This is a genomic window from Streptomyces sp. NPDC088747 (genome assembly GCF_044751025.1).
In the GTDB taxonomy this organism is placed as follows: domain Bacteria; phylum Actinomycetota; class Actinomycetes; order Streptomycetales; family Streptomycetaceae; genus Streptomyces.
Window position 1 is genome coordinate 264,748 of the sequence record NZ_JBIVKZ010000012.1, and the last position, 15,236, is coordinate 279,983.

Consider the following 15,236-nt stretch of genomic DNA (forward strand, 5'->3'; position numbering starts at 1 on the left):
CGCGGACGCCTCACCGGCCATGGCCGGATCGCCCTCCGCGGGCATCTCGCCCAGGGCGACCGGCCCGCGGGCCCCGATCGTCTCCCCGGCGGGCGGCAAGTCCCGGGCTGCGGTCGTGTCGCTCGTTTCGGCCGATCCGCGATCCGCGGTCGTTCCCGCGGCGGCAGCCGCCGAGGCACGATCCGCCGGTGTCTCGCCGGGACCGACCGGTCCGTGATCCGCGACCGCCGCGCGCGGTGGGTCGGTCTCGCGGCCGGCCGTGGCGAACGCGGCGAGGCCGGTGAAGGAGGCGTCGGGGGGTACGGCGGCCACGGCTTCGTCGGGGCGCTCGGTCGGCTTCGGTCGGGCCGACGGGGCCTGCTGGTCGCTCCGCCTGCTCCGGCGGCGGGGCAGGCCACCGGGGGTGGTGTCCTCGGCCTCGGCGGTCTCGTCCGGCGCGGCCGGGGCCGACGGGGCGAGCGGGGTGGCCGGTTCGGCGACGGCGGCCGGCAGCGGGCTGAAGTACTTGTGGGGTACGACGACGACCACCGAGGTGCCGAGCCAGGGCGAGTCCGCGAAGGTGACGCGGATTCCGTAGCGGCGCGCCAGCGCGCCCACCACGCGCAGGCCAAGGCTCGCGTCCTCCGAAAGACCCCCGATCCCGGGACCCGCCGCGGTGCCCGCGAGGGACTGCTCGGCCTCGCGCTTCTTCTCCTCGCTCAGCCCCTTGCCCGCGTCCTGGATCTCGATGCCGACGCCGTTGGGCACCTCCTTGCCGGAGACGACCACGGCCTCGGTGGGCGGCGAGTAACGCGCCGCGTTGTCCAGGAGGTGGGCGAAGACCAGCGTGAGGTGGTCCACCAGACCTCCGTCGACGCCGAGTTCGGGGAGGTGGCGTACCTCGACGCGGTCGAAGTCCTTGATCCGGCCGATGCCACCGCGGACCACGCTGAGCAGCCGCTGCGGCTCCTGCCACTGGCGTCCGGGCCGGTCCGAACCGCCGAGTACGCCGATGCTGGCGGCCAGCCGGTCGGCGGGACCGATCTCCTGGTCCAGCTCCATGAGTCCGCGCGCGACGACGGGCAGCCGCCCGTGTTCGCCCTGCATCTCGTGCAGGCGCCCGCGCAGCTTACTGGTCAGTACATGAATGCGGCTGCCGATGCTGATCACGGCCTGTTCGGCGGAGGTGGACCGGTCGAACTCCCGCTCCACGCCGATCAGCGCGGTCCTGAGCACCTTGCGCAGCTCGGCCTGCAACTCGGGCCCGACCTCCGCGCACCGGGTGACGGACGGGAGCAGGTCGTCGATGGCGTCCCCGGCTCGCAGCCGTTCGAGCGCCTCGGGCAGCTGCTCGTCGGCGAGGAGCGCCACCGCAGCCCGCTGCGCGGCGAGTTGGTCCTGCCAGACCTCGGTCCGGGCGGCGAGCGCGGCCTCGGAGGCTTCCGTCTGCGCGGCGATCCTGGCCTCGTACGCCTCCGTCAGCCGGGCGACCCGTGCCTCCTGGGCGTGCGCCGAATCGGCGAACCGCGCCTCATAGGCGTGAAGCTGCTCGTCCAGCTGGGCTTCCTGGACGGAACGCTCGGCCGTGAACTTCCGTTCCAGACCCGCCACATGCTGCTCCCACTGCTGGGTGAGGTCGGCCTGTGAGGAGCGGAAGTCGCCCGCGTTCCGGCGCAGCTGGAGCTGGGCGCGGACCAGGAGCCGTACGCAGACGGCACTCGCCGCGGTGGCGGCGGCTCCGGCGAAGGTGGCGGGTATCTGGGTCTGGTCCGGCCCCGCGACCGCGGCCGTGACGGTCCCGGCACCCAGGGCCAGTGGCATCAGCCACCAGCTGTACCAGGCGACCGGCGCCCGCGCCGCCGGGGGCGGAGTGGGGAGTTCCATCTGCATCCTTCGAGAACAACATGACCGAACAAGTGGGGGGTGTGCGGGCGCCCTACCTGCCGAGCACGCAGCGCGCGGCGACGGAGTGTGTTCGCTTCAACTCCCGGCGCCGCAGCGGAGCTTATCGGGTTTGTGATCGAAAAGATCAACTCCCTTCCGCTTACCCGTGAGTATTCGGTCACGCTCCGACAGGAACGCGCAGACGCCCTCCGGGAGACTCGGTTTCGGTGATATCGAGGCCAGGCCCGGGGGCCGGCGACAGCACGTCGGCCTTTCCCATATGGGCGTTGTTCCGGACCAGCCGGGCAGCCTCGGCCGCGTCCGCGAGTGGACGACCCGTACTGGATCCACAGGTGACCACCACACCGTCGCGTCGAGCGCCGGACCAGCCCCCCGGCGGCGTCCCCGTGCCGGTCCGCCCCCGCCGTGGACGTCGGGGTCAGGATCTGCGGAGTGTGCGGTTGGCTCCCGCGGCGGCCGTCGTCGCGAGCAGCCACCCCAGGCAGACCAGGACGACGGCCGCCCACCGCAGTGCGCCACGCGGGCTGAACGCCTCCTCCTGCCCGAAGTCGACGAGCGGGAGCACCAGGTCGAAGGTGTAGATGGCGGCCTGGAAGTGGGGCGGCCCGCCGGGGTCCAGCGCCTGCGGAGGCCAGCGGGTGAACAGCAGGATCCCGCTGAGCATGATCGCGCACAGCCACCAGACGGCGCGCATCGGCCGGTAGCCGTATCCGACGGTGACGTCCTGGAGCCGGCTCCACACCCGCCCCGGCCACGGCAGCGTGCGGCGCAACCGTCGCTGCCTGGCCAGCAGCACCGTACGCGCGTCGGCGTCACGGCCGTGCAGGCGGTACGCGGCGGCGAGTTGCTCGTACGGCTGGGGAGTGAAGCCCTCGGGGTCGCGGGCGAGCAGGGGAAGCCTCTGCTCGGCGGGGAGTTGGGGCAGCAGGCTGTCGTAGAGGACGCCCTCCAGGCGTACCGTGCCGGGCCAGCTCCGCGGCGCGCCGCGCAGTATGGTCAGCCGGGTGTGACTGAGGTCGACGGTGCCCCGCACGGGTTCGCGGGGACGCAGGGCGAGTTCGGACGCGGTGGAGCGGCGGCAGGTGAGGGCGGGGGTCCCGGGCGGTACGTCGATGACGGCGTCGTGGAAACAGACCCGGCTGCGTACGGTGATGCTGCTGAGGGTGACCCTGCCGCGGGCGGTGAACCCGTCGCAGCAGTTGAACACCGCACCCACGTCTATGCCGTGCGCCCGCAGCGCGGGCCCGTGCTCAGCGGTGAGCAGGGCCCCTTCGAAGAGGGCGCCGCCGCCCACCCGGGCGTCGCACAGGTCGACGGTGCCCTCGGCGACGAGTCCGCCCCGGCAGTTCAGGTCCCCGCCGATGTGCAGCCTGTTGGCCTTGAGCGCCGTGCCCTCGGGGTTGATCAGCTCGGCGCCCTTGAGCACGACGCTGCCGCGCACCGAGGTGTCCCGCAGGTCCGTGCAGCCGTCGACGCGCAACCCCCAGCCTGCCTGGATGTCTCCACCCACGGTGGCGCACACCAGTTGCAGCGCCCCTTCGCCACGGCGTTCACCACGCCCGGTGAGACGGCTGTTCTCCACGTGCAGCGTGCCGCCGATCGTGGCGCCGTAGAGATCCATGGGCCCCTCCACCCGGCACCCGGCGATCTCGCACTTCCCGCCGATCGTGACTCCCACCGCGGACAGCGCGGGCAGTACGCAGTCGCGCATCTCCAGGGCGCCCAGCGTCGCTCCGTCGAGTGAGGGAGCCTGGTCGAAGTGGCAGTTGCGCAGCCGCAGGGTGCCCGAGACGTGGGCCTCGGCGAGGTCGAGCCGCCCGGTGATCCGCACATCGCGCAGCCGCAGCCGAGGCAGGTGCCCCGGCTCGGGCGGCGGCGGGGCGAGCAGCAGCCTCCGTACGACGGACGCCCTGACCTCGCCCTGGTCCTCGAACCACTCCCCTCTGCGGAAGGCGGCCCACATTCCCCGCTCACTGCCGCTCCACCCGGCCGGCGCGAGGCTGCCCGACACGTCAACTCCCCCTCGGACGACGGAAGACCGCTCCATCGCTACCCGGCCAACGGGCGGGGCAACCCGGGGCACCGCTGAAGTTTCTGGACAGGTGTCCAGGTATAGTGGTCACCTGTCCAAGAAGTGCACGACCGAACAGTGGGGCTTGCGGAACTATGGAGACGGTCGCGAACGTGCTGGTGGGTCTGGTGGCCGCGTTGCACGCGTACATCCTGGTCCTGGAGATGTTCCTGTGGGAGCGCGCGCCGGGCCGGGGCCTGCACGGGTTCGACGCGGAGATGGCGCGGGCGACCGCGCCGCTGGCCGCCAACCAGGGCCTCTACAACGGGTTTCTCGCGGCGGGCCTGGTGTGGGGGCTCGTCGCCGGGGATCCGACGGGCTTCCGCGTCCAGGTCTTCTTCCTGGTGTGCGTGGTCGTCGCCGGACTCTACGGATCGGTGACCGCGAACCGGCGCATCCTCTTCGCGCAGGCGCTGCCCGGCGCGCTCGCCCTGGCCGCCGTCCTCCTCGCCCGGTGACCGAGCGGGACCCGCGGGCCGCCCGCACCCGGGCGAGGCTGCGACAGGCCCTCCTGGAGGAGTGCGCCGAGCGCCCGCTGGAGGAGGTCGGTGTCGCCGCCCTGGCGCGACGGGCCGGGGTCGGCCGGGCCACCTTCTACGTGCACTACGCCGACCTGGAGGCGCTGGCCGTCGACGCCTGCGCCGATGTCGTACGGGAGGCGGTGGACGCGCTGCACGCCTGGCGCGGGCGGCCCGACCCGGTGGCCGCGCCGCCCGCCCTTCTCGCGTTCTTCGCCGGACTCCCCCCGCACGCCGCCCTCTACCGCGCTCTCCTGAGCCCGGGTGGCGGCGGCCCGCTCGGCCGAGTCCTGCACCGGGACTTGCGGGCCCGCAGCCTCGCCGAGCGCACCCTGGTCGGCGCGCCCGACGCCCCGCTAGTCGCCTCAGCCGTGGCGGCCACCTTCGCGGGGGTGCTGGGCGACTGGCTGCACGGTCTGCTGGACGCCACTTCCGAGGAAGTCGCCCACCAGGTCTGGCAGTTGCTGGTCACCCTGCACCGGAGCCGCTGACGTCTCATTTGCAGGCGACCTGGTCCTTCGTCGCCGGCCAGGCCTCCACCGCGTCCGGCGTCCGGACGTACGCCGTCGCCCTGTCGGCCGAGAGCCACAACTCCCGCTCGTCGAGGCGATATCCGGTGTCGCGCGCGTCGGCGGGCATGCGGACGTCGCCGTCGTAGAGGGCCGTGAGCAGCTCGGTACCGAGCACCCCGCGCGGATCCCGCGCGTACTGCCTGCCGCCCCCGTCCATGCCCGTCGACAGGAAGTGCGCGCTCCCCCAGTCGCAGTGCTCCGCACCGGAGTAGCTGCTCAGCACAGTGGTGGGCACGCGGTCGCCGGCGCGATCGGTCCAGATCTCCAGGGACTTCGCGTCGGTGTAGCTCGCGGGAAGTTCGGCCGGGTCGCAGGCGGCGTTGGTCTCGGGGCCCCAACCGGGGCGGTGCGGCTGGTCCTTGGCGACGACGACGGCGACCTTGGTCCTGCCGTCGACGTCGTACGAGAACAGGACGCGGTCCGCCTGTTCGCTCTCGATCCGGTAACCGCGGTCGGGCAGTTCGGGCTGCTGCATGTCGAAGAAGGCGTTCAGCCCCTCCTCCGGCGTCGAGCCGCCCTCCCCCTTGGTCCAGCCGTCCCCTCCGCCGCCGGAGTAGATCTCGCCGTCGCACTCCAGCGCCCGGCCGGCCGCGCCCGAGCTCTCCTCGGCCTCCCGTTCGCTTCCGTCGGCGCTCTCCCTGAACGGCAGGTCCAGGGGCCCGGCGTACGGCGAGACCGGTGGAGTTCCGGACATCACGAGGTCGTCACGCACCTCGTCCCCGCACCCCACGACTGCCATCCCCAGCCCCAGTACCGCCACCGTCGCCACGATCCGTCCACGCATGCCCGCCCCTGTCCCCGACTGCTCTTCCCTCCTCCGACGCACGGGTGACGGTGATCGTTCAGTGCCGCGCCGGCGATCTAGCGGGCCGCCTGGAACGTACGCCGGTAGGCCTGCGGGGAGACGCCGATCGCCGTGTGCAGGTGCTGGCGCAGTGAGGTGCCGGTGGCGAAGCCGACCTCGCCGGCGATCTGGTCGACCGAGAGGTCGCTGGACTCCAGGAGGTGGCGGGCCCGGGAGACCCGCTGCTGGATGAGCCAGCGGCCCGGACTCAGGCCGACCTCGTCGTTGAAGCGGCGGGCGAAGGTGCGCTGGCTCATCCGGGCATGGGCGGCGAGATCGGCCAGCGCCAGCGGTTCACCCAGTCGGGCGAGGGCCCACACGCGGGTCGCGGCGGTGCTCGTCGAGGCGGGCTCGGGCACGGGCTGTTCGATGTACTGGGCCTGGCCGCCGTCCCGCCAGGGCGGCACCACGCAGCGCCGCGCCACGGTGTTGGCCAGCTCGCTGCCGTGGTCCGCCCGCACGATGTGCAGGCAGACGTCGACTCCGGAGGCGGCGCCGGCCGACGTGAGGATCGAGCCGTCGTCGACGAACAGCACGTCCGGGTCCAGGGGCACGTGCGGGAACATGCGCCGGAACAGGCCGGCCACCTGCCAGTGCGTCGTCGCCCGCCGCCCGTCCAGCAGACCGGCCGCCGCGAGCACGAACGCGCCCGTGCAGATGGAGACGATGCGGGTGCCGGGCCGGATGAGCGCGAGGGCGTCGGCCACCTCGGCGGGGAGTTCCGTGGAGACACGCTGCGGGCTGACGGGCGGGATCACCACCGTGTCCGCGGTGCCCAGCACCTCGGGACCGTGCTCGACGACGATCGAGAAGTCCGCGTTGCTCCGCACGGAACCGCCGTCGACCGAGCAGGTCAGCACCTCGTACCGGCCGTCCGCCGCGCCGAAGATGCGGCTGGGGATGCCCAGCTCGAAGGGGTAGACGCCGTCAAGGGCGAGGACCACGACACGTTCCACCGAAGACATGGCACGATCTTATCGGAGATTGGCAATCTTGCCATTCTCCCGATCGCCGCGTTCCGGCAGGCTGGTGCGCATGAGCCGAACGAACACGATGCGCGCCATCAGCCAGGACGTCCTGGGCGGTCCCGAGGTACTCAAGGAGGTGGAGCTGGAGCGGCCCGTACCCGGGCCGAGCGAACTGCTGGTCCGGGTGCACGCGGCGGGGCTGAACCCGACCGACTGGAAGCACCGCGAGGGCGCCGGATTCATCAAGGTGCCGCCTTTCGTCCTGGGCTGGGACGTCTCGGGAGTGGTGGAGGTCATCGGCATCGGGGTCACCCTCTTCAAGCCCGGGGACGAGGTCTTCGGCATGCTGCCCTACCCGTTCGGCGTCGGCGCGCACGCCGAGTACGTCACCGGTCCGGCACGCGCCTTCGCCCGTAAGCCCGCCAACGTCGGCCACGAGCAGGCGGGCGCCGTTCCGCTGGCCGCGCTGACCGCCTGGCAGGCCCTGGTCGACACCGCCGACGTACAGCCGGGACAGCGGGTCCTGATCCATGCCGCGGCCGGCGGGGTCGGCCATCTGGCGGTGCAGATCGCCAAGGCGCGCGGCGCGTACGTGATCGGTACGGCCAGCGCGGCCAAGCACGACTTCCTGCGCGAACTCGGGGTCGACGAGCCGATCGACTACCGGGAGACGGACTTCACCGAAGCGGTGAGCGACGTCGACGTGGTGCTGGACACGGTCGGCGGCGACTACCGGTCCCGCTCGCTGCGCGTCCTGCGCAAGGGCGGCCTCCTGGTGTCGATCCTGCCGCGGGGTGCGAAGGACCTCATCGAGGAGGCCGACAAGCTCGGCGTACGGGCGATCGAACTGCTCGTGGAGGCCGATCACGCCGGAATGAACGCGATCGCGGAGCTGGTCGAGTCCGGCAGGCTCCGCGCGACGATCGCCGGAACCTTCCCGCTGGCCGAGGCCGCGAAGGCCCACACGCTCGGGGACACCGGCCGGACCACCGGGAAGCTGGTGCTGGTCGTCGACTGAGAGCACCCACCGGCAGGACGGGGATGCCGCCAGCGGGAGCCCTACCGACAGGTTTCCTGTCAATGACCTAGGCTGCGCCCATGGTCGGCACCGAGGCAACGAAGGCATCCCCGTCGCTGCTCTACATGGTCAAACGGGTGGAGCTCGTCGTGCGCTCGCACCTCGACGAACTCGTGAGACCGGAAGGGATCACCGCGCTCCAGTACACCTCGCTGACGGTGCTGGAGCGGCACGACGGCCTCCCGGCGGCACAGCTCGCGCGGGACTCGTTCGTGACGGCCCAGTCCGTGGCCGATGTGGTACGCGCGCTGGAGAACCGCGGACTCGTGCGCCGGGAGCGGAATCCGGGCAACCGGCGCGAGCTGCTGATCCATCTCACCGACGAGGGACTCGACCTCCTCGCACGGTTCGCCGTCCCCGTCCGGGAACTGGAAGAACGCATGGTCCGGGACCTCACACCGCACCAGACCGACCAACTCCGCCAGGCCCTGTCCAGGGCCTGGCACGCGCTGTCGTAGCTTCGGCGGCACTCCTGTAGGACAACGACTCTCAGCCACCGGAGCGACGCTCCGCGCAAATCGCAGACATATGTCAATCGAACATGCTGAGATTCACTCTAACGAGGGTAAATTGCAGTGCGAGGAACGGTTTTGCAACCACCAGCACCCCGGTACGACGTCTAAGCTCACGGGCGCCGTCACCCCGGCCCCTGGTGACTCCGGACCCTGCGACGAGGAGCGGTACAGCAGCCGGTTGGAGGTGATGCCGTCATGGCACAGCATGGCCCCGCGCCACTATCCCGGCATCTGCGCGTCCATCGGCACCAGGGTCACACCGTGCTGGAGCTGCACGGAGAGATCGACATCCTCGCCGCGGTGGAGATCACGCCGTACCTGGACTCCGCGACGGGCGGTCCCACGCCGCAGGTCGTGATCGACCTGCGGCCGGTCGAGTTCTTCGACTGCTCGGGCCTGCGTCTGCTGTACCGCGCCAGGCGCCGCGTGCTCGACCGCGACGGCCGGCTGCATCTGGTCTGCACCCACCCGCTGACCCTGCGGATCCTCAAGGTGACCGGACTCGCGCATCTGCTGCCCCCGTCCGCGTCGCTGGACGAGGCGCTGGCACGGCCGGAGGCCACGTCCGGATCCTGGTGACCCGGCTCTACTCGTTCTCAGGTGTGTCGAACAGGTCTACTCGTTCTCAGGTGTGTCGAACAGGGCGCTGACGGACTCACCGTTGTGGATGCGCCGCACGGCCTCCGCCAGCGCCGGGGCGATGGACAGCACCCGCAGCTTCTCGGTGTGCTCGCCCGCCGGGATCGGCACGGTGTTCGTGCAGACGATCTCCAGGACGTCCGGCTGGTCGCTGAGCCGCTTGAGCGCGCCCGCCGCGAACAGGCCGTGCGTGCAGGCCACCCGGATGGAGCGAGGCCCCAACTCCCTCAGCCGGTCCAGGAGTTCGAGGACGGTGCTGCCCTTGGCGATCTCGTCGTCGAGCACGATGACATCGCGGTCGGCCACCTCACCGATGACGGAACTGATGCTCACCCGGTCGTCGGCGAACCGCTGCTTGGCGCCGGCGGCCACCTGGGCCCCGATCAGCCGCGCGAAGTGGGCGGCCTCCTTGGCGTTGCCGAGGTCGGGCGAGACGACCGTCGTACGCGAGAGGTCGTGGTGGCGGAAGTGCGCGGCCAGTTCCCGCAGGGCGTGCAGATGGTCGACCGGCACCGAGAAGAACCCGTGCACCTGCGGGGAGTGCAGCGTCATCGCCAGGACCCGGCTCGCCCCGGCGGCCACCAGCAGGTCCGCGACCAGCCGCCCGCCGAGCGAGATCCTCGGCATGTCCTTCTTGTCCGAGCGGGCGTACGAGTAGTGCGGCATGACGACGGTGATTCGCCCGGCGGACGCGCCGCGCGCCGCGTCGCACATCATCAGCAGCTCGACGAGGTTCTCCTGCACCGGCCTGACCAGCGGCTGCACCAGGAAGACGTCACGTTCGCGACAGTTGGACTGGAGCTGCACCTCCAGACAGTCGTTGGCGAACCGGCTGGTCCGGCTCGGGCTGAGGGGCACGCCGAGATGCGCGCAGACCTCCGCGGCCAGTTCGGGATGGGCACTACCGCTGAACACGGCGATGTCACGCACGACCGCTCCTCGCATGATCGAACCGGATGCGCCGCCGGAGAACATGATCGACCCGGGATGCGTGCCTCATGCTACTGGCCCCTGTCGGGCGCCCCCACCGGGCGTGATGCGGTTGCCGACGACCAGGCTCGTCCCCGTGTTCCGGTGGTCGGAGACGGCTCGGCGAGAGCGTAGGCAGGGGCTGGGCGGGGGCGTACAGTCTCGCGCATCGGATCGGGTACCGCACCGGGACAGGGGCAGATCGCAGGGCGCGGAGGACGTACCGCGCAATCGGTGGTCATGGCGTAGAGGGCGTACCGCATATTCAGTGGGGCCGGTAGACGCCCTGGGACCCGCGCGCGGCGCTCCGCGAGGAGGCCCGAGCACGTGGTGCGCCCCCTCGGACCGCCCCGTTCCCGGTGCACCGGGGCGGACGGACGCGTCGGACGGGCCCGCGTGCCCCCATGAGCGGAATTCGATCACCAACGGAACGGCCTACCAAGGGATTTGGCGGGCATGCGCTTACCAGGAAAGGGGGCAGTCGACATGACGACGTCCATCAAGCGTTTGCCCGGGTGGGCGAAGGTGCTCAGCGCCTTCGTGCTGGTGCTCGTGGTGCTGTTCGCCGGCCTGCGGATGGCCGTTCTGCCGGGGCTCCGCGATGTGTTCGGCACCGAGACCAACGACCGCACGGGCCCCACACTCCTCAAGTCCATCCAGGACATGAGCCGTTACGACGCCGCGTCGGGGAACTTCCAGGTGGTCGTGGACCTGGAGAAGGACGCCAAGTACCTGCCCGACGCGCTCCGCGGGACCCGCACGCTGTACGTGGGCGCGGGCACGGTCGACTCGTACGTCGACCTGGGCAAGATCCAGGACAAGGACGTGGTGGTCAACGACGACCGTACGTCGGCCACGCTGCGGCTGCCGCACGCGGCGCTGGGCAAGCCGGCCCTCGACCTCGACCACTCGTACGCCGTCTCCAAGCAGCGCGGCCTTCTCGACCGGATCGGCGACGTCTTCTCCGACAACCCGAACGGCGAACAGGCCGTGCAGCGCCTCGCGGTGGACCACATCAGCGATGCCGCGAAGGACAGCCGGCTCACCGCACGCGCCGAGGAGAACACCACCAGCATGCTCGAAGGCCTGCTGTCCTCCCTCGGTTTCACGGACGTGAAGGTCACCTACGGCAAGTGAGCCGCGCCCTCGCGCGCAGCTCACCGGCCACCGCGCCGTCCGAACATCGAAATCCCCATCCCGGGTAGTCGGCTTCATCCACAGGCAGTTGAAATTGGGAGGATCGCATGCTGCGTACGGCGTTGCGCGCTCGTACCGCGAAGTCGGGTCGCCAGCCGTCGGAGCCGAAGCAGGAACGGAAGCCGTCCACGCGGAAACCGTCCGTTCGGAAGCCGGCGCGGAAGCCGTCGGCCCGGAAGCAGGAGCGGAGACGAGAGCCCGCACGGGAGCGGGGGGCACTCCCCCTTCCCGTGCGGCTGCTGGTCATTCTGCTGGCTCTCGGCGCCATGGTGGCCTTCGCCGCCGTACTGGCCCGGCTGACCCTCGAACCGTCCCCTGCCTCCGAGTCGTTGATCCACACCAATCTGCACCCCGGCCGTTCCCTGCGGGCCTATCTCGACCAGCCCGAGCTGCGCGACGCCTTCAAGCAGATCGGCGGGAACATCGTCCTGGGGCTGCCCTTCGGGCTGCTGTTGCCGGTCCTGGCGCCCAGGACCCGGGGAGTTCTGCGCGTCGTGCTGCTGACCGCCGCGGTCATGCTGCTGGTGGAGCTGCTCCAGGGAACGTTCATCACCGGGCGCGCCTTCGACATCGATGACGTCATCCTCAACACGAGCGGTGCCCTGCTGGGTTATCTGCTGCTGGGGCGGCGGATCAGCCGGGCGGTGCACGGGCGGCGGCGCAGCCGGAACACTTCCAAGGACAGCTGAGGCGCCCTGTGAACGAAAGGTCCGGACCAGGACCTTGACACCCCCTTACCTCACTTCTTAAATCAAGAGGCAAAGCATGTTCCCCCCACCTCAGCCGGCCCAGGCCTCCCCACGGGTCGCCGTACGGAAGGGAGAGTCGTGGCCTCCCCACGCCTGCTCCGAAGATGCCTCTTTGCCGCTCTGTCCGCCGTGCTCGTCGGCTCGGCCGCCATCGCTCCCGCGCAGGCGCGTCCCGAAGGGGACGCCGCCGCCGTGGGCGCCGCGGCCGTGACGTTCCAGGACACGTTCGACGGTGCCGCCGGCTCGGCTGTCAACTCCTCCAGGTGGCAGATCGAGACCGGCGACAACGTCAACAACCACGAGCGGCAGATGTACACGTCCGGCACCAACAACGCCGCGCTGGACGGCCAGGGCCACCTGGTGATCACCGCCCGCAAGGAGAACCCGGCCAACTACCAGTGCTGGTACGGAACCTGCCAGTACACCTCGGCCCGGCTGAACACCGCCGGAAAGTTCACGGCGCAGTACGGCCGGGTCGAGGCCACGCTGAAGGTTCCGCGCGGGCAGGGCATGTGGCCCGCGTTCTGGATGCTCGGCAACGACCTCGGGTCGGTCGGCTGGCCCGCCTCGGGTGAGATCGACGTCATGGAGAACGTCGGCTTCGAGCCGTCGACCGTCCACGGCACGATCCACGGGCCGGGATACTCCGGTTCCGCGGGCATAGGCGCCGGTTACACCCTGCCGAACGGCCAGGCCTTCGCGGACGGCTTCCACACCTTCGCGGTCGACTGGGCGCCCAACTCCATCAAGTGGTCGGTGGACGGCGTCGTCTACCAGACGCGTACGCCCGCCGATGTGGGCGGCAACGCCTGGGTGTTCAACAAGCCGTTCTTCCTGATCCTCAACCTCGCGGTCGGCGGCTACTGGCCCGGCGACCCCAACAGCTCCACCGTCTTCCCGCAGACCCTGGTCGTGGACCAGGTGAAGGTGACCACTGGAGACAGCCCGGCCGCCGGGGTCCCGATCAGGGGCCTCGCGGGCAAGTGCGTGGACGTGGCGGGGGGCAGCTCGGCCAACGGCACCGCCGTACAGCTCTACGACTGCAACGCGAGCGCCGCGCAGCAGTGGACGGTCGGCTCCGACGGCACCATCCGGGCGCTGGGCAAGTGCCTCGATGTCACCGCCGCCGGCACGGCGGACGGCACGACCGTGCAGCTCTACGACTGCAACGGGAGCGCCGCCCAGCGGTGGGTGGTCAGTTCGGCCAACGACATCGTGAACCCCCAGGCCAACAAGTGCCTGGACGTCACGGGGAACAACTCGGCCAACGCCACACGTCTGCAGATATGGACGTGCGGCGGTACGGCCAACCAGAAATGGACGGTCGGCTGACCGACCGCCCGGAGCGGACGTACGGAGGGTCCGGCAGGGGTTGCCCCTGCCGGACCCTTCGCGTTCCACCGCCTTCCGCACCGCCCGTGCGGGGTGCTCAGCGCGGGAACCAGGTCAGCTTGTCGCCGCCGACCCAGCGCACCACTGCCGGGTCGTCGAGGTCATGGATCGGGATGCCGTGGGCCGCGGCTGTCGTCAGTACGTCGATGAGCGCCCGCGCCCGGCCGACCACCTCGCCGTCGATCTCCACGATCCGGAACGGCGGCGTCCCCGGCTGTACCCCCAGCACCATGATCCGCGGGTAGGAGAGGTTCGGGCTCGCGCTTTCGGTCATGAAACGAGCCTAGATCGGTTTCCGCCGGTCAGCGGCCTGGGGCGGGTGGCCGGGTGAGCGGACCGGCTACAGACCGACCGCGGACCGGCCGTGAACCGGCCGCGGCCTGATCCCGCCGTCCACCGTGCGCCGGGGCGAGGGCTGGGCAACCCTTGGGGGGAGGGAGGTTCCCATGGATCCCGTCGAGGCGCTGGACCGGATCGCGTTCCTGCTGGAGCGGGACCAGGCCCCCACCTATCGCGTACGTGCCTTCCGCACCGCCGCGTCCGTACTGGCCGCGCTCCCGGAGGGCGAGGTGGCCACCCGGGCCGCCGCCGGAACCCTGGAGTCGCTCAAGGGCGTCGGCCCCAAGACGGCGCAGGTCGTGCACGAGGCGCTGGCCGGGCAGGTGCCGGGCTACCTGGAGAAGCTGGAGGGGGAGGCCGGGGCGCCGCTCGCCGAGGGAGGTGAGCGGCTGCGGGCGCTGCTGCGCGGCGACTGTCATCTGCACTCCGACTGGTCGGACGGCGGCTCCCCGATCGAGGAGATGGGCCGGACCGCGGCGCGGCTCGGCCACGAGTGGGCCGTGCTCACCGACCACTCCCCGCGCCTCACCGTGGCCCACGGGCTGTCCCCGGAGCGGCTGCGCGAACAGTTGGACGTGGTCGCGGAACTCAACCGGCGGTGGGCGCCGTTCCGGCTGCTCACCGGCATCGAGTGCGACATCCTCGACGACGGCTCGCTCGACCAGGAGCCGGAACTGCTGGAGCGGCTCGATGTCGTGGTGGTGTCCGTGCACTCCAAGCTGCGTATGGAGGCGCGGCCGATGACCCGTCGTATGGTCGCGGCCGTACGCAATCCGCTGGCCGACGTGCTCGGTCACTGCACGGGCCGGCTGGTCACCGGGCGCGGGCGGCCCGAGTCGGAGTTCGACGCGGACGCGGTCTTCGCCGCCTGCGCCGAGTCCGGCACGGCCGTAGAGATCAACAGCCGCCCCGAACGCCTCGACCCGCCGCGTCGACTGCTGCGCCGCGCCGTCGACGCGGGCGTGCTGTTCTCCGTCGACACCGACGCGCACGCCCCCGGACAGCTCGACTGGCAGATCCACGGCTGCGCGCGGGCCGAGGAGTGCGGGGTGCCCGCGGAGCGGGTGATCACCACATGGACCGCCGACGAACTGCTCACCTGGACGAAGGACCGGACGACACCGACACGCGTGAGCTGACCTGTAGCGACGCGTGACCGCCACCGAGCGACGCATGACCACCGCCGAGGGGCCCGTGACCACCGCCTGAGCGGCGGGTGACCACCGCCCGAGCGACGCACGACCACCGCCAAGCAGCCCGTGACCACCGCCAGAGCGGCGGGTGACCGTCGGTACCGGGCTCGCTTCTCCGGCTCCTGTCAGGACCGAGCGCGAGCTACCGAGGCCGCGCCCGGGTCGGCGCCCCGGCGGAGTCCTCCCCCTCGTGACACACGTCACCGCCTCCGGATCGGCCCCGGGGAACACTCACCGGTAGTTCCCCGTTGAACCAACCGTGGGTGCGGATGGAACAGTGTCCCCGGGCCTCATCCATCGCCCGCAGG

Annotated in this window: 14 protein-coding genes and 1 pseudogene; 9 read left to right on the forward strand and 6 right to left on the reverse strand. The window is 71.3% G+C overall.

The window, feature by feature from the left end:
* Nucleotides 1-207: 207 nt before the first annotated feature.
* Together ACIP79_RS27205 and ACIP79_RS27210 are read right to left on the reverse strand one after the other, a co-directional pair.
* Nucleotides 208-1,863, reverse strand: a pseudogene (locus tag ACIP79_RS27205) (ATP-binding protein); the annotation flags it as partial.
* Between the two features lie 439 nt (nt 1,864-2,302).
* Nucleotides 2,303-3,895 carry a hypothetical protein gene (locus ACIP79_RS27210; RefSeq protein ID WP_401227311.1) on the reverse strand — a complete coding sequence of 531 codons (1,593 nt, stop codon included), beginning with the start codon at nt 3,893-3,895 and terminating at the stop codon, nt 2,303-2,305.
* A gap of 155 nt (nt 3,896-4,050) precedes the next feature.
* Between ACIP79_RS27210 and ACIP79_RS27215 the strand changes: the two genes are divergently transcribed.
* On the forward strand, nt 4,051-4,413 hold the full coding sequence (locus ACIP79_RS27215) for a DUF1304 domain-containing protein (RefSeq protein ID WP_401227312.1): 363 nt from the start codon (nt 4,051-4,053) through the stop codon (nt 4,411-4,413).
* A complete protein-coding gene (locus ACIP79_RS27220) occupies nt 4,410-4,964 on the forward strand; it encodes a TetR/AcrR family transcriptional regulator (RefSeq protein ID WP_401227313.1) in 555 nt (184 codons plus the stop codon). Before ACIP79_RS27215 ends, ACIP79_RS27220 begins: the two co-directional genes overlap by 4 nt.
* Before the next feature lie 4 nt (nt 4,965-4,968).
* Here the strand turns inward: ACIP79_RS27220 and ACIP79_RS27225 are convergent, their stop codons facing one another.
* Nucleotides 4,969-5,829, reverse strand: coding sequence for a hypothetical protein (locus tag ACIP79_RS27225; protein ID WP_401227315.1), 861 nt, complete (start codon nt 5,827-5,829; stop codon nt 4,969-4,971).
* Nucleotides 5,830-5,906: 77 nt separating this feature from the next.
* Nucleotides 5,907-6,854 (reverse strand): GlxA family transcriptional regulator, encoded by a 948-nt coding sequence (locus tag ACIP79_RS27230; protein WP_401227317.1) that lies wholly within the window; start codon nt 6,852-6,854, stop codon nt 5,907-5,909.
* Nucleotides 6,855-6,924: 70 nt separating this feature from the next.
* Here ACIP79_RS27230 and ACIP79_RS27235 point away from each other — a divergent pair, with 70 nt between their 5' ends.
* The 3 genes from ACIP79_RS27235 to ACIP79_RS27245 all read left to right on the forward strand — a co-directional run bounded on the left by ACIP79_RS27235 (nt 6,925) and on the right by ACIP79_RS27245 (nt 9,029).
* The gene (locus tag ACIP79_RS27235; RefSeq protein WP_401227318.1) at nt 6,925-7,875 is read left to right on the forward strand and encodes an NADP-dependent oxidoreductase; all 951 of its coding nucleotides are present in this window, start codon (nt 6,925-6,927) and stop codon (nt 7,873-7,875) included.
* Between the two features lie 80 nt (nt 7,876-7,955).
* Nucleotides 7,956-8,393 carry a MarR family winged helix-turn-helix transcriptional regulator gene (locus ACIP79_RS27240; RefSeq protein ID WP_401227320.1) on the forward strand — a complete coding sequence of 146 codons (438 nt, stop codon included), beginning with the start codon at nt 7,956-7,958 and terminating at the stop codon, nt 8,391-8,393.
* A 252-nt stretch (nt 8,394-8,645) separates the two neighbouring features.
* The gene (locus tag ACIP79_RS27245; protein ID WP_401227322.1) at nt 8,646-9,029 is read left to right on the forward strand and encodes an anti-sigma factor antagonist; all 384 of its coding nucleotides are present in this window, start codon (nt 8,646-8,648) and stop codon (nt 9,027-9,029) included.
* 36 nt (nt 9,030-9,065) lie between these two features.
* Here the strand turns inward: ACIP79_RS27245 and ACIP79_RS27250 are convergent, their stop codons facing one another.
* Nucleotides 9,066-10,019: a ribose-phosphate diphosphokinase gene (locus tag ACIP79_RS27250; protein ID WP_387181143.1), complete on the reverse strand. Its 954-nt coding sequence runs from the start codon at nt 10,017-10,019 to the stop codon at nt 9,066-9,068.
* 525 nt (nt 10,020-10,544) lie between these two features.
* Here ACIP79_RS27250 and ACIP79_RS27255 point away from each other — a divergent pair.
* The 3 genes from ACIP79_RS27255 (at nt 10,545) to ACIP79_RS27265 (ending at nt 13,336) form a co-directional block, all read left to right on the forward strand.
* The gene (locus ACIP79_RS27255) at nt 10,545-11,195 is read left to right on the forward strand and encodes a DUF4230 domain-containing protein (RefSeq protein WP_383688994.1); all 651 of its coding nucleotides are present in this window, start codon (nt 10,545-10,547) and stop codon (nt 11,193-11,195) included.
* Between the two features lie 107 nt (nt 11,196-11,302).
* The gene (locus ACIP79_RS27260; protein ID WP_383688995.1) at nt 11,303-11,944 is read left to right on the forward strand and encodes a VanZ family protein; all 642 of its coding nucleotides are present in this window, start codon (nt 11,303-11,305) and stop codon (nt 11,942-11,944) included.
* A 138-nt stretch (nt 11,945-12,082) separates the two neighbouring features.
* Nucleotides 12,083-13,336, forward strand: a complete 1,254-nt coding sequence (locus ACIP79_RS27265; protein WP_387181137.1) for a ricin-type beta-trefoil lectin domain protein — start codon at nt 12,083-12,085, stop codon at nt 13,334-13,336.
* A 97-nt stretch (nt 13,337-13,433) separates the two neighbouring features.
* Here ACIP79_RS27265 and ACIP79_RS27270 read toward each other — a convergent pair whose 3' ends face one another.
* Nucleotides 13,434-13,670, reverse strand: a complete 237-nt coding sequence (locus ACIP79_RS27270) for a hypothetical protein (protein ID WP_387181134.1) — start codon at nt 13,668-13,670, stop codon at nt 13,434-13,436.
* 172 nt (nt 13,671-13,842) lie between these two features.
* Between ACIP79_RS27270 and ACIP79_RS27275 the strand changes: the two genes are divergently transcribed.
* Nucleotides 13,843-14,874: a PHP domain-containing protein gene (locus ACIP79_RS27275; protein WP_401227325.1), complete on the forward strand. Its 1,032-nt coding sequence runs from the start codon at nt 13,843-13,845 to the stop codon at nt 14,872-14,874.
* The last annotated feature ends 362 nt before the right edge of the window (nt 14,875-15,236 follow it).